This is a genomic window from Microbacterium sp. NPDC012755 (genome assembly GCF_042901325.1).
In the GTDB taxonomy this organism is placed as follows: Bacteria; Actinomycetota; Actinomycetes; order Actinomycetales; family Microbacteriaceae; genus Microbacterium; species Microbacterium natoriense.
The window spans coordinates 2545815-2559125 of record NZ_JBIBCT010000001.1 but is presented as its reverse complement, the minus strand read 5'-3'; the positions used below and the strand labels follow the sequence as shown (position 1 = coordinate 2559125).

Sequence of the window (13311 nt, the reverse complement as noted above, 5' to 3'; positions counted from 1 at the left end):
CTCAACGTCGCCGGTGGACGGTGACGTTGTATACCTGGATCTCCAGCAGTCGCTGAAGATGGAGCGCGCGACAGATCACGCGCTGCCACATGCTCAACTGCCGCACACGCGTGCGGACCGCCCGCCGGTCATCCTCGAGACGACGGAGCTCGTCGGCCGTGCCGGCCGCTCTGCGTTCGAAACGGAGAGCGGTCATCCCGGTGTACGCCCGAGCGGGAAGCACCCCGAGACGGATCGCCACGTCGAAGGACTGCGCGTGCGCATGGACGATGTCCGAGTAGTATGCCGCGCTGCGAAGCGCATGCGACACGCTGTCTCCGCGCTGCAGCCAGTAGTAGAGCGCATCCTCGCAGGACACCACCGATGACATGCGCTCGTAGAGCGTCATGGCCACAGCGACGTCCTGTGCGTACCGCCCCGCAGGGAAGCGCACGCCGTCGAACAGGTGAGCGCGGTACATCTTGCCCCAGTTCGCCTCGCTGAAGTAGCGCAGCTCGACGCGGAGGAGCTTTCGATGCGCGAGAGAGAACACGGTCTGATACGCCCGTGCCGGATCATCGAACACCTCATACGCGCCGAACGGATCATCGGCGTGCTTGCGCATCTCGGCGACACCCTGACTCGCGCCGACGTTCTTCCATCGGCAGCAGCTCATGTCGGCTCCCGTCGACTCGATCAGCTCGACGAGCCGCTCCAGCATCCGCGGCGCCATGAGGTCGTCGTTGTCGCAGAAGGTGATCAGGTCCCCGCTGGCGGCATCCAACCCGGCGTTCTGCGCGACGGCGATGCCGCCGTTCTCCTGGTGGATGACGCGGATGCGGACATCCTGCGCCGCAAGCCGATCGCACACCTCTCCCGATCCGTCCGTGGAGCCGTCGTCGACGAGTATCAGTTCCAGAGCCGAGTGCGTCTGCTCGAGAATGGAGCGGATACAGGGCTCGAGATGCTCCCCCGCGTCGTAGACCGGGACGATGATCGAGACGAGCGGGCCTGCGCCCGTCATACGATCCGCACGGATGTCGCGACAGGTCCGACGGACGTCGTGTCGCCGAGCACCTCGAACTCCGCGGCGTTCATGAGACCGTGAGATGTGGGCTCGCTGATTCCCGAGGCGTTGACGTTCACCGAGTAGTGGCCCGGGCTCAGACCATCGGTCGTGAACGTGATCTCCACGGTTCGCGACGCGTTCAAGGGGGCGAGCACGATGTCCAGGAGGTCCGTGTTCGAGGCGAGGGCGATCTGCCCGAGCGACGAGTCCACGCTGAATCCGATAGCCCACCGCTCGATGGGCCGGAGCATGTCGACCTGGACGCGGAGCGTCACGTCTTCTCCCGCCCGAAGCTGCTCGACGTGACCGCCACCGCCGTCGAGGATCTCGACCGACCGGATCTCCAGCGCCCGCGAGATCTGGTCAGGACGCGCCTGTCCGACGGTGTTCTCCGAGAGCAGCTTCCGGAACCGCTCGATGGCGGTCACGGGGATGCCGTCGTAGACGAGCTTGCCCTTGTCCATCACCACGACGCGGTCGCACAGCGATTGGATCTGATCCAGCGCGTGGCTCACGATGATGATCGTCCGCCCCTCGGCCTGGAACTCCTTGATCTTGGCGAGGCACTTCTCCTGGAACTGCTCGTCACCGACCGCGAGCACCTCGTCGACGAGAAGGATGTCGGGGTCGGTGTGCACCGCGATCGCGAAGGCGAGTCGCACGTACATGCCCGAGGAGTAGAACTTCACCTGAGTGTCGATGAAGTCGCCGACCCCGGAGAAGTCGAGGATCGCAGTGAACTGCTCATCGACCTCTTCCTTGCTGAGGCCGAGAACCGAGCCGTTGAGGTACACGTTCTCCCGACCGGTGAGGTCCGGGTGGAAACCTGCCCCCAGTTCGAGGAGAGCCGCCACTCGACCGCGCTGCTCGACGGTGCCCTCCGTGGGCTGGATGATCCCGCCCAGCACCTTGAGGAGTGTGCTCTTGCCGGAACCGTTGTGCCCGATGAGTCCGATCGTGGTCCCCGCGTTGATGCCGAGACTGACGTCGCTGAGACCCCAGAAATCCTGGCGATGCTGGCGTCCCGCACGTCCCAGGGTCACGACGCGCTCCTTGAGCGAGGAGTCCTTCCGCACGGTGAACCGCTTGGAGACGTGTTCGACCCTGACCACCTCGGGCGCAGCGACCTCGATCTCAGCCATGTTGTTTCCCGTCATGCTCACAGCTCCTGCGCGAAATTGCCCTGCAGCCGCAGGAAGACCCGGTGGCTCACGAAGAGCAGCACGAGGCCGACGGCCAGCGCGACCAACATCCTCAGCATCAGATTGTCCGGCCAAGCCACGGCGTCGCCGGACACCCAGAACGCGCGCTGGAATCCCAGGACGGCGAGGGTGAGGGGGTTGTTCGTGTACGCCTCGAGAAGCCACGGCACCTTCACGAGCTGTGCGACCATCTGCCAGGCGTACACGACAGGCGATGCCCAGAAGAGGATCATCGTCAGAACGTCGACCAGGTACTGCGTGTCGCGCAGGTAGACGTTGATCGCACCGCACAGAAGCGCCAGCGCGAGTCCGAACACGACGATGAGAGCCAGCGCCGGGAGGAAGTAGATGAGACCGCTGTGCAGCGGCGGCTTACCGATGGCGATGGTCGCGATCACGAGCACCACGAGCTGGACCCCGAAGTTGAACAGGGCGGCGCCCGTGCTCGCCAGCGGGAACACCTCCCGCGGGACGTACACCTTCTTCACGAGGCCGGAGTTCGCGAGGATGGAACCGGTCCCCCCCACCAGGATCTCCTGGAACAGCCCCATCGCGGTCAGTCCTGCGAACACGTAGATCGCGAAGTCGGGGATGCCGCGGGCCGCCCCGAGGAAATGCCCCAGCACGACGAAGTAGATCGCGAGCTGCATCAGCGGCCGCGCAAGCACCCAGAGGAAGCCGAGCGCCGAATCCTTGTACCTCGCCTTGAGGTCTCGTTTCACCAGGAGCGAGAGCATTTCACGGTGATCGACGAGCTCTCGGAAAGGTGCGAAGAACCCTCCTGAAGCCCCCTTCCCCACCGCTCCGATGCTCCGCATCGGTAGCGTGGCGATCCGCGCGAACCTCGCGCTGGCCGCCGACGGCGTTGCCTCAGTCATTCGTTTCATGCTCCCTTGCTGCCGGGTGTCGGCAAGAGTCTGCGCAGGATCCGCGAGGGGCGCAGTCTTCCGAGACGGCGTCGCCACGGTGCGACTCTCTCGAAGACGGCGCGGAAGCGCGGTTCCAGTTCGGGTCTGTTCATCCGCGCGTACATGTACGCGAAGTCCTCGAGACGTCCCTCGCCGAAGTCGCCGGCCGCGCGCATCCGCTCGATCTGCTGCATCGTCGTGTCCATCATCGTGCTCGACATCTGGTCGAGGTTGTACTCCAGCGCCGTGTAGCTTCTGGCGAGGTATCCGGGCGTCGCAATCGTCCGCGTGTGGTACCCGAGCTCTCCCGCGGCATACGAGGGCATGCGCTCGAGGACATGCGCCAGGCCGCCGTCCTTGTACGCGTCGGCCCCGCCGAACTCGTCATAGCTCCACTCGTGCTCGAGGAGCAGTCGCAGCGCCTCCGGGCGAGCGAAGTACATCGACCCGAATGGCGCCAACGGGGAGAGCTGATCGATCGGAACCCGGATGCCCAGCTCGGCCGCCACCTCGACGAAGCGCGGGCGGTTGTCCCACCAGGCGTGTCCCATGGTTCCGTACCCGATGTGCACCATCGGCGGATAGGCCAGGCCCAGGCCAGGCTCGCGCTGGAACAGAGCGACGACATTCGCCACGTGTCCTTCGCCGGCGAGCAGATTCTCGAACTGCTGACGCGCGAAGAGACGCCCGGGGTTGAACTCGTCCTGTGGAGTCTTCTTGGAGTGGATCTTGACGATCAGCTCGTACTCGCCGCTCAGGAGCTCTGCGCGGCACGCGATGAGGAACGCGCTCTGGTCCCGGCCGTCGTTGGAGTCCACGACGCGCACATCCACGCTGCCTCGGGGCGTCCGCTCGGCCAGCGCCTGACGGATCTGCGATGCACGTCCTTCGTCGGCGGTCGTCACGATCAGGTCATAGGGGCCTGGAAGCCGGTCCAGACCGTCCAGCATCTCCGAAGCGAGCTCCGGATAGTAGATGTGCGCCACCGCGAGCGTACGCAACGGCGATGTGGGGTCGTAGGCCCTGTCGTGCTCAGAGATCACGTCGAGGAGCGCGGCATCCGCGTTCAGCGTTCGCGGCTCGACGTTGCGAGCCAGATCCTGCATGAGCATCGGCATCGGGTAGCCGTATCGTGCCGCGGCTTCCAGCGTCCACCGTCCGACGACCGCGAGTCGGTCGAGATAGGGCGGCCATTGAAAGAACGGCCGCCGCTTCAGTGTCGGGCATCCGGCGTCGAGCAGCTGCTCGGCGTAGAGGACGGCATGGTTCTCGATCTTGTCGGTGATCGTGGGGAACGCCACCTCCCCCACGAAGCCGTGAGACGTGAACTTCTCGGTGAAGACAGCCTCGTGCTTCACCACCGCATCCTCGTATCCGTTCATCACGGGGAGGTTCGCCCAGTAGTCGATCCACTCCGTGCTGGAGAAGAGCTCCTTGCGGGCGACGAGCCAGTAGGACTGCAGGTGGTACGCGAGGTAGTCGCGTCCGGTGAACGGGTTCGGCTCGACCCGCAGGTGATCGGTCATGCCCCAGAAGTGCAGCTCCTGACCGTCCATGCGCTCGAACACCGGGTCGAACGGCCGTACGGGACCGAACCAGGTGTCGTTGGCGAGGATCACCTCATCGAACTCGCCGATGCCGTCCGCGACGTGATCGATCCCGTGCTTGTAACCCCAGATGTCGAACCCGGAGTTCTCCCGCTCGAGCACCTCGTCGGCAACGCCCTCGAGAGTCGCACGTCCGGCCGCGGTGAGCGCGCCGTTGGAGATCACCAGGATGCGATCGCAGAAGCGCCGGAGATCTGTGAGCGCGTACGGAACGTAGTCCTCGACCTCTCCGCGACGATCGTAGACGACGTAGATCAGCAGCCGTCGTCCCCCGGGGGGGAAGACCCCCGCCGCACGGGCAGGGTAGGTCGTGAGCTCGGCGGTCCTCATCAGAACCCTCCCCGGTAGTTGCTGATCCGACGGCGGGCGTAGCGCACGGCACGCCTGCCGAGCTTCGCGACATGGATCGCCAGATAGGCGGCCTTGTAGGCCGGGCTCGCGATGGCTGCGAGCACGGGGTGGTTCAGCGTGAGGTACATCCTGGAGAGGCCGAAGATGCCGCTTCCGCTCATCCTTCCGGCCCTCTGGATCAACTGGATCGCATCCACGGGATACCCGCGAGTCGTGGAGAAGAGCTGGTCGACCTTGTAGTCGATCGCGGTGTGACTGATCGCGGCGTGCTCAGGGGTGAGCACGGTCTGGGCGTAGAAGCCCGCGTCCCCGGCGACGTGCGCGACGACGCGCTCCTGCACGCGGGCGAAATCCTTGATGGGTCCGCTCGACGTGTAGTCGCGATAGCTCAACCGCTTCTCGGCGAGCGAGGCGAGCGCCTCGGGGCGGCACATCCACATGCCTCCGAAAGGAGCCAGGGGCGACAGGTCCTCGAGAGGAACCTGCACACCGATCCTCCGGAGGAATCGGGATGCCGTCAGACGATAGCGTCCGCCTCCCCACCCGGTGCCGATGATCGAGTATCCGATGTGCATCATCGGCGGGAAGACGACTCCCAGGTGCGGTTTGGTCGCGAACATGCCCAGGACGTTCTCGACGTAGTGAGGTGACGCGAGGAGATTCTCCGTCTGGTAGCGCGTGAAGTAGCGCACCACGTTGAGCGTCTTCTTCGCGTGCTTGCGGGCGTGGACCTTGATGAGCACGTCGTACTCGCGCTCGAGCAGGAGATCATGGCATCCGACGAAGAAGTCGGCCATGTCCCTCCCCTTGCGCGACGGCGTGACCCGAACGTCGAGACGTGCGTTGCCGAGTCTCCTCGCCTCCACGAAGCGCTCGATCCGTGCGGCCTTTCGCCCGTCGGTGGTCGTGACGACGAGGTCGAAACCCGCCGGGATGTGGGCGAGCTGATCGCACAGCTGCTCGAAGACAGGAAGGTCGCGCGCGTACACGACCGCGGCGACGCGAAGGCCCTTCACGGGAGTGCCCGGTACGACGCTCTGCTGCGGGAGTATCTCCAGCAGGCCGGCGTTCGCATTGAGGGTCCTCGGCTGCACTGTGCGCGCAAGGGCGCTGAGCGCGGCGTCGCGGTCGAGACCGTGCTTCTCCGCGATGTCGAGGATGTCGCTTCCGATGATCCCGTGGCGGTCCAGATACGAGGGGTACCAGCCGAACACGCCTCGATCCAGGAACGGATAGCCGTCCTGGATCAGGAGATCCGGCACGTGCGCGGGGGCGTTCTTCGTGGGGTACGACGACGCAGGAAAGGCGAACTCGATCCGGTGCCCTGACCCGGCGAGCACGGGGGCGATCAGCCGCTCATGCTCGGCCTCGCGAGGACGCTTCGGAAGCTCCTCCCAGAATCGCTTCCAGTCTGCGCTCTCGAAGAGCGACCGACGCGCGACGAACCACGCCCAGGGCATGGCCAGGAGCGGATGTCCCTGGTCGTCGAACGAGGCGTCGAGCTCCCCGGAGATCTCTGCGGCCTGCCAGCCGTCCCCCGGGAGGCCGTCCATGCGCTCGATCATCGCGTCGAACGAGTCGAGCGGGCCGAACCACCCGTCACCGGTGAGCACGATCTCGTCGATCTCGTCCTCGAAGGGCGCCAGCGCGTGGAGCCCCTCACGGTAGTTCCTCGGAGCGAAGCGAGGCGTCTCGACGGGCACGAGTCGGGCATCGAGGTGAGCGAGTGCCGACGCCGCGTCCACCACTCCTGGAGGCACGGTCACGATCACCGTGCTCGCGAGGGCGCGGAGCTCCTCGAGTGCAGAGACCGTTGTCGCCTCGAGAGAACGAGAGTCACCGCTGAGCGCGAAGACAACAGCTCTACGAGGAGCTGCGAGCACGCCGTTCGTCACCACTCAGCGTCCCTGGGCGAGCGCTTTGAGCAGGTACTCGCCGTACCCGCTCTTGCGAAGCGGCTCGGCACGCTCGCGGAGCTCCTCGTCGGTGAGGAAGCCCATACGCCACGCCACCTCCTCAGGACAGCCGATAGAGAGCCCCTGGCGCTTCTCGACCGTGCGGATGAAGTCGGTCGCCTCGGCGAGGGAGTCGAACGTCCCTGTGTCCAGCCACGCCGTGCCGCGCGTCAGAAGCTGCACCTTGAGCTTGCCGCGCTCGAGGTACTCGCGGTTGACATCGGTGATCTCGAGCTCTCCGCGAGGCGATGGCTTGAGGTTCTTCGCGATCTCGATCACATCGTTGTCGTAGAAGTAGAGCCCGGGCACCGCGTAGTTGCTCTTCGGCCGCTCGGGCTTCTCCTCCAAGGAGACCACCTTGCCGGCCTTGTCGAACTCCACGACGCCGTAGGCCGTCGCGTCATCGACCCAGTATCCGAAGACGACGCCGCCATCGAGCTCGGTGTACTGGCGGAGCTGGGTGCCCATGCCCTGGCCGTAGAAGATGTTGTCACCGAGAACGAGCGCGGCGGAGTCGGAACCGATGTGCTCCTCCCCGAGGACGAACGCCTGGGCGAGGCCGTCCGGAGAGGGCTGCGTCTTGTAGGTGATCGACACGCCGAACTTCGACCCGTCGCCGAGCAGACGCTGGAACGCCTCGGCGTCGTGCGGCGTCGTGATCATCAGGATGTCGCGGATTCCCGCGAGGATCAGCGTCGACAGCGGATAGTAGATCATCGGCTTGTCGTAAACCGGAACCAGCTGCTTTGATACGCCAAGGGTGATCGGATGCAGCCGGGAGCCTGTGCCGCCGGCGAGAATGATGCCACGCATGTTGACTAGTCTCCCTGATCGTCCCCACCTGAACAAACGCTCCGAGTCTTGCGACACGCTCCCGCTACGCTGGATCCCATGCAGAAACTGCTCGTCACCGGCGGTGCCGGATTCATCGGCTCGAACTTCGTGCACCACGTCATCGAGAACACCGACGCCCATGTCACTGTCCTCGACAAGCTGACGTACGCGGGCAACCGCGCCTCGCTCGACGGACTTCCAGACGACCGTCTGCGCTTCGTCGAAGGCGACATCGCCGATGCCGAGCTGGTCGACGGCCTGTTCGCCGATGTCGATGCGGTCGTGCACTACGCCGCGGAGTCACACAACGACAACTCGCTGCACGACCCGAGGCCCTTCCTCGACACGAACATCATCGGCACGTACACGCTGCTGGAGGCTGCACGTCGTCACGATCGCCGCTTCCACCACATCTCGACCGATGAGGTGTACGGCGATCTCGAACTCGACGACCCCGAGCGGTTCACCGAGTCGACCCCGTACAACCCCTCATCCCCGTATTCGTCGACCAAGGCGGGCAGCGACCTCCTCGTCCGGGCGTGGGTCCGCTCCTTCGGCGTGCGGGCGACGATCTCGAACTGCTCGAACAACTACGGGCCCTACCAGCACGTCGAGAAGTTCATCCCGCGTCAGATCACCAACGTGATCCGCGGCATCCGCCCCAAGCTGTACGGCGCGGGGCTCAACGTGCGCGACTGGATCCACGCGGACGACCACTCCTCCGCGGTGCTGACCATCCTCGACCGGGGCGAGATCGGTGAGACGTACCTGATCGGCGCCGACGGCGAGAAGGACAACAAGTCCGTCGTCGAGCTCATCCTCACCGAGATGGGGCAGCCCGCCGACGCCTACGACCACGTCACCGATCGTGCGGGCCACGACCTCCGCTACGCGATCGACTCCACCAAGCTGCGCACGGAGCTCGGCTGGACGCCGACGTTCGGTGACTTCGAGTCCGGTCTCGCGTCGACCATCGCGTGGTACCGCGACAACGAGGCCTGGTGGGCCCCGTCGAAGGACGCGACCGAATCGTTCTACGCGTCCAAGGGCCAGTGATGACCGAGTTCGGCAAGTCGCTCTCCTTCACGGAGACGACGATCCCCGGGCTGCTCATCGCCGAGCTCCCTGTTCACGGCGACTCCCGCGGCTGGTTCAAGGAGAACTGGCAGCGCGAGAAGATGGTCGCCGCCGGCCTTCCCGACTTCGGTCCTGTCCAGAACAACATCTCGTTCAACGATGAGATCGGCACCACCCGCGGAATCCACGCGGAACCCTGGGACAAGTGGGTGTCGGTCGCGACCGGTCGCATCTTCGGCGCCTGGGTGGATCTCCGTGAGGGACCGACGTTCGGCGCGGTGTTCACCGCCGAGATCGACCCCTCTCGCGCGATCTTCGTGCCCAGAGGCGTCGGCAACTCCTACCAGACCCTCGAATCGGATACGGCGTACGCCTACCTCGTGAACGACCACTGGTCGGCGGATGCCGAGTACTCCTTCCTCAACCTCGCCGACGAGACGGTCGCCATCCAGTGGCCGATTCCGCTCTCCGAGGTGGAGATCTCCGCGAAGGATCTCGCTCATCCGCGCCTGGCCGATGTGACCCCGATCCCTCCGAAGAAGACCCTCATCGTCGGAGCGAACGGCCAGCTGGGCCTCGCCCTGCGTGACCTCTTCGGAGACTCTCCCCGTTACGACTACGCGGGACGCGACTCCATCGACCTGGCCGATCCCGCGTTCGTCTCCTCCCGGCGCTGGCGCGACTACGACACCATCGTGAATGCCGCGGCCTACACGGCTGTGGACCTCGCGGAGACGCCCGATGGCCGTGAGGACGCCTGGGCCTCGAACGTCACCGGCGTCGCCGCGCTCGCCCGTGTCGCCGCTGCGCACGGCATCACCCTCGTGCACGTCTCGAGCGACTACGTCTTCGACGGCACGAAGGACGGGGCCTATGTCGAGGACGACGCGCTACGACCACTCGGTGTCTACGGTCAGACCAAGGCCGCTGGCGACGCGATCGTGAGCACCGTTCCCCGTCACTACATCCTCCGCACGTCCTGGGTGATCGGCGAGGGAAAGAACTTCGTGAGCACCATGGCCTCGCTTGCAGAACGCGGGATCGATCCGAAGGTGGTCGACGATCAGGTGGGCCGGCTGACGTTCACGGACGACATCGCCCGTGCCGTATCTCACCTTCTGGGCGCAGGTGCGGCCTACGGGGTCTACAACGTCACCGGATCAGGAGAGCCCCTCTCCTGGGCCGATGTCGCGCGGCGCGTCTACGCGCTCGTCGGCAGCGATCCCTCGCGGGTCACCGGGGTGAGCACCGAGGACTACTTCGCGTCCGCGACCACGCCGATCGCTCCCCGTCCACGCAACAGCACGCTGGACCTCACGAAGCTCGGGGCGACGGGGTACGTCACGGAAGACGTCGTCGACGGTCTCGAACGATATCTCGCCCGCGGCTGAGCATCGAACACTCTCTCGCGGCAGACCGGCTTCATGCCGAACGGCCGGAGGATCGCGTTCTGCGCTCCTCCGGCCGTCGCTATTTGACGACGACGGACCGGCAACCGAGAAGCGTGTGTGAACCCGCCCCGTTGTTGATTCCGAACACGCACACCTGGTGTGTGCCAGGGCTCATGTCGATCTTCTGAGAGAAGCCGTGCCGGGTACCGGTTCCGGGATAGGCCGCAGCGACATCCGCACGCTCCAGGTCGGCGACGTACGGGACCCCGACCCCGTCGACGTACATGTGCACGGCGATAGGATCAGTCGTGTCCGGGTCGAGGGTCCAGCCCGCCACGATCGCCGATCCCTGGCCGCCGATGAGCGCCTCGAAGTTGCCGATGGGAGCGCGTCCGAGATCTCCGGAGGGCGAGCCGACCGTCACGTCACGGCACCCGAGCAGAGTGTGAGGTCCCGGCCCCGTGTTGATCGCGTAGGCGCAGACCGTGCTCTTTCCCTGAGGGAGGGTCGCGGTGATATCGAAGCCGTGCGCGGCGCCGTACGCGGGGAAAGCCCCCGCGATGTCGGAGCGAGTCCTGTCCGCGACGTAGGCCGTACCGGAGGAGCCGACGTACACGTGCACCGGGATCGATGCCTTGGTGTCGGGGTCCAGTGCCCAACCGGCCAGGTTGACCGTGTTCGACGTCACGCGGAAGAGCTCCAGGGACCCCACGGGAGAACGCCCAAGCTCGGGCAGCGGTGGCACGACATTCACGTCACGGCATCCCAGAAGGGTATGCACCGATCCCTTGGTGTTGATCGCGTAGATGCAGAGGGACGACTTCCCTGTGGGAAGTTTGATCGTCTCATCGAATCCATGGTTGTCGCCGTAGCCCGGATACCCGCTGCCGACATCCGTTCTCTTCTTGTCAGCCGTGTACTCCGTGCCACTCGCGCCGACATATGCATGAACCTTGATGGGCTTGCGGGTGTCAGGGTCGAGAGCCCAGCCGCCGATGCGAGCCGTGTCGCCGTCGACCTGCACGCTCTCCAGCGATCCGATCGGCGTGCGGCCCTTCTCCGGCATGTCGGCGACTGCGACGTCTCGGCACCCGAGAGACGTGTTGCCGCCCTGGGCGTTGTTCATGGCGTACGCGCAGACCGTGGCGTTGTCGGTGCTCACCACGAAGGTCGCATCGAATCCGTGCTTGTCCCCGTATCCCGGGAAAGCACTGGCGATGTCCTGACGCGACTTGTTCGCGTCGAATGCCTGTCCCACTCCGGCGACGTAGAAGTGGACCTTGATCGGATCGGCGGTGTCGGGATCGAGAGCCCACCCCGCCGCGGTCACCGTTCCGTCCTTCGACGTGAGCGCTTCGAAGGAGCCGACGGGGGGCCGCCCCTTCTCCTCGATCACCGCGCCCTTCACCTCGACCGTCCGACATCCGAGGACGGTCGTGCTCCCCGGACCGAGATTCATGGCGTAGACGCAGACCTCATGACTGCCCTTGGTCGCGGGCACAGAAAGACTGAAGCCGTGCTTGGAACCGTTTCTCGGGTAGGCGTTCCCGATATCCGCCCGTTCGCGGTCCGCCTTCGTCGCCTGGCCGACGCCGTCCACGTACACATGAACGTCGATCGGCTCGGCCGTGTCGGGGTCCAGCGCCCATCCGGCGACGTCGATGCTCGACACCTGGGGTGAGACCTGTTCCAACGCGCCTATGGGCGGCCCCGTCAGAGCGACCATTCGTTTGCAGCCCATCGTGCGGTTCTTGCCGGCACCGATGTTGATGGCATAGACGCACACGTCGTACTCACCCGCAGAAGGTGGCTTCACCTCCGCCATGAATCCGTGTCTGCTGCCGAAGTTCGGATAGATCCGTCCGATGTCCGCGCGCTCGAGGTTCGCCTGGAACGGGAACCCGGCGGCTCCGACGTAGACGTGGATCGCGACCGGGTCCGTCGAGTTGGGGTCGATCGCCCAACCGGCAGCGACGATCACTCCGGGTCTGGTCTCGAAGATCTCGAGTCCCCCGAAGGGGTCGTCTTTCGATACCCCCTGCGTCGAACCGAACCAGTCGGTGAAGTAGTTGTAGAAGTTCCGGTTACCGTAGGCGGAGCATCCGTCGCCTTCGCCGTAGCCGGCGCGGAGGGCGGCCGCGTTGGGCTGATACGGGGTGTAGTAGTACAGCGCCGATGTCGCCTTGTTCGCGACGAAGACCGGTGCGCTGCCGCAGTTCCTCTCCGGGTACGGGCTGAAGAGGATGTTCCACGTCTTGCCCGGGGCGTAGTACGTGAAGTATCTGCCTTCCATGTAGATCTGCATCTGACGGGCCGCCCCGTAGATCTGGTGGAAGAAACCGACGAACTTCGGGTCACACGGGATGCCGCCGTCAGGGCAGCCCTGTCCGAGCGCAGCTCGGAACCTCTTCCCGCTCGGCCATGTGTGCGTGACCAGGCCCTGTTCCTTCTGGAGCATCACGATGAGAACCTGCGGGTTGATCCCGCAGCTCTGAGAAACGCGGTAGATGATCGTCGCCGCGCTCTCGTTCGGCGCACCGGTGTAGCCCGAGCAGTAGGAATCGGCCGGCCGATTGACGGTGGACATCCTGAAGTCCTTGAGGCAGACGATCGGCTGCCCCTCCTCATCGATCCCTCCGAGGCAGCGACTGACCTTGCTGTTGAAGAACGACTGGATCTGCGCCTCGGTCATGGCGTTCTTGTCGGTGAACACGGCATCGCTGATCAGATTGCCCGGATCGAACCCGTCGAGAGTCATCGGCTTGATACCCGACAGCGCCCCTGTCGTCGGGACGGAAGCGGATGGCGCTGCGACCGCGGCCCCTGTGGGGACGAGCACTCCGAGCACGAGAGCGGCGACGGCGATGAGACTCGCCATGGTTCGTCGGGGCACGAAGAAGCGATGCGGACGCGGGGCCTGTCCAGTCATGCGCTCAAG

The 13311-nt window shown here is 65.3% G+C and carries 9 protein-coding genes; 2 read left to right on the top strand and 7 right to left on the bottom strand.

What is annotated here, in order from left to right; genetic code table 11:
- Position 1: 1 nt before the first annotated feature.
- From ACFY5A_RS11820 to rfbA, 6 genes are all read right to left on the bottom strand, one after another.
- Positions 2-1003, bottom strand: a complete 1002-nt coding sequence (locus ACFY5A_RS11820) for a glycosyltransferase family 2 protein (protein ID WP_387234211.1) — start codon at positions 1001-1003, stop codon at positions 2-4.
- A complete protein-coding gene (locus tag ACFY5A_RS11815) occupies positions 1000-2205 on the bottom strand; it encodes an ABC transporter ATP-binding protein (protein ID WP_387234209.1) in 1206 nt (401 codons plus the stop codon). The genes ACFY5A_RS11820 and ACFY5A_RS11815 overlap by 4 nt, the downstream gene beginning before the upstream one ends.
- Before the next feature lie 2 nt (positions 2206-2207).
- The gene (locus tag ACFY5A_RS11810) at positions 2208-2987 is read right to left on the bottom strand and encodes an ABC transporter permease (RefSeq protein ID WP_387234206.1); all 780 of its coding nucleotides are present in this window, start codon (positions 2985-2987) and stop codon (positions 2208-2210) included.
- Between the two features lie 146 nt (positions 2988-3133).
- Positions 3134-5095: a rhamnan synthesis F family protein gene (locus ACFY5A_RS11805; RefSeq protein ID WP_341942545.1), complete on the bottom strand. Its 1962-nt coding sequence runs from the start codon at positions 5093-5095 to the stop codon at positions 3134-3136.
- Complete coding sequence (locus tag ACFY5A_RS11800; RefSeq protein ID WP_387234202.1) at positions 5095-6882, bottom strand: rhamnan synthesis F family protein; 1788 nt, start codon at positions 6880-6882, stop codon at positions 5095-5097. Before ACFY5A_RS11800 ends, ACFY5A_RS11805 begins: the two co-directional genes overlap by 1 nt.
- 132 nt (positions 6883-7014) lie before the next feature.
- Positions 7015-7884: a glucose-1-phosphate thymidylyltransferase RfbA gene (gene rfbA / locus ACFY5A_RS11795; RefSeq protein WP_341942547.1), complete on the bottom strand. Its 870-nt coding sequence runs from the start codon at positions 7882-7884 to the stop codon at positions 7015-7017.
- A gap of 78 nt (positions 7885-7962) precedes the next feature.
- Here rfbA and rfbB point away from each other — a divergent pair, with 78 nt between their 5' ends.
- Positions 7963-8961: a dTDP-glucose 4,6-dehydratase gene (rfbB, locus tag ACFY5A_RS11790; RefSeq protein WP_341942548.1), complete on the top strand. Its 999-nt coding sequence runs from the start codon at positions 7963-7965 to the stop codon at positions 8959-8961.
- Complete coding sequence (locus ACFY5A_RS11785; RefSeq protein ID WP_387234198.1) at positions 8961-10373, top strand: sugar nucleotide-binding protein; 1413 nt, start codon at positions 8961-8963, stop codon at positions 10371-10373. The genes rfbB and ACFY5A_RS11785 overlap by 1 nt, the downstream gene beginning before the upstream one ends.
- A 79-nt stretch (positions 10374-10452) precedes the next feature.
- On the opposite strand, the gene ACFY5A_RS11780 is transcribed toward ACFY5A_RS11785, so the two are convergent.
- Positions 10453-13302 (bottom strand): hypothetical protein, encoded by a 2850-nt coding sequence (locus tag ACFY5A_RS11780; protein WP_341942550.1) that lies wholly within the window; start codon positions 13300-13302, stop codon positions 10453-10455.
- Positions 13303-13311 lie beyond the last annotated feature (9 nt).

Bases quoted from the DNA above. Each gene is read 5' to 3' on its own strand.
- ACFY5A_RS11810 (WP_387234206.1), bottom strand. From the start codon at position 2,987: ATGCTCTCGCTCCTGGTGAAACGAGACCTCAAGGCGAGGTACAAGGAT.
- ACFY5A_RS11815 (WP_387234209.1), bottom strand. From the start codon at position 2,205: ATGACGGGAAACAACATGGCTGAGATCGAGGTCGCTGCGCCCGAGGTG.
- rfbB (WP_341942548.1), top strand. From the start codon at position 7,963: ATGCAGAAACTGCTCGTCACCGGCGGTGCCGGATTCATCGGCTCGAAC.
- rfbA (WP_341942547.1), bottom strand. From the start codon at position 7,884: ATGCGTGGCATCATTCTCGCCGGCGGCACAGGCTCCCGGCTGCATCCG.
- ACFY5A_RS11785 (WP_387234198.1), top strand. From the start codon at position 8,961: ATGACCGAGTTCGGCAAGTCGCTCTCCTTCACGGAGACGACGATCCCC.
- ACFY5A_RS11780 (WP_341942550.1), bottom strand. From the start codon at position 13,302: ATGACTGGACAGGCCCCGCGTCCGCATCGCTTCTTCGTGCCCCGACGA.
- ACFY5A_RS11805 (WP_341942545.1), bottom strand. From the start codon at position 5,095: ATGAGGACCGCCGAGCTCACGACCTACCCTGCCCGTGCGGCGGGGGTC.
- ACFY5A_RS11820 (WP_387234211.1), bottom strand. From the start codon at position 1,003: ATGACGGGCGCAGGCCCGCTCGTCTCGATCATCGTCCCGGTCTACGAC.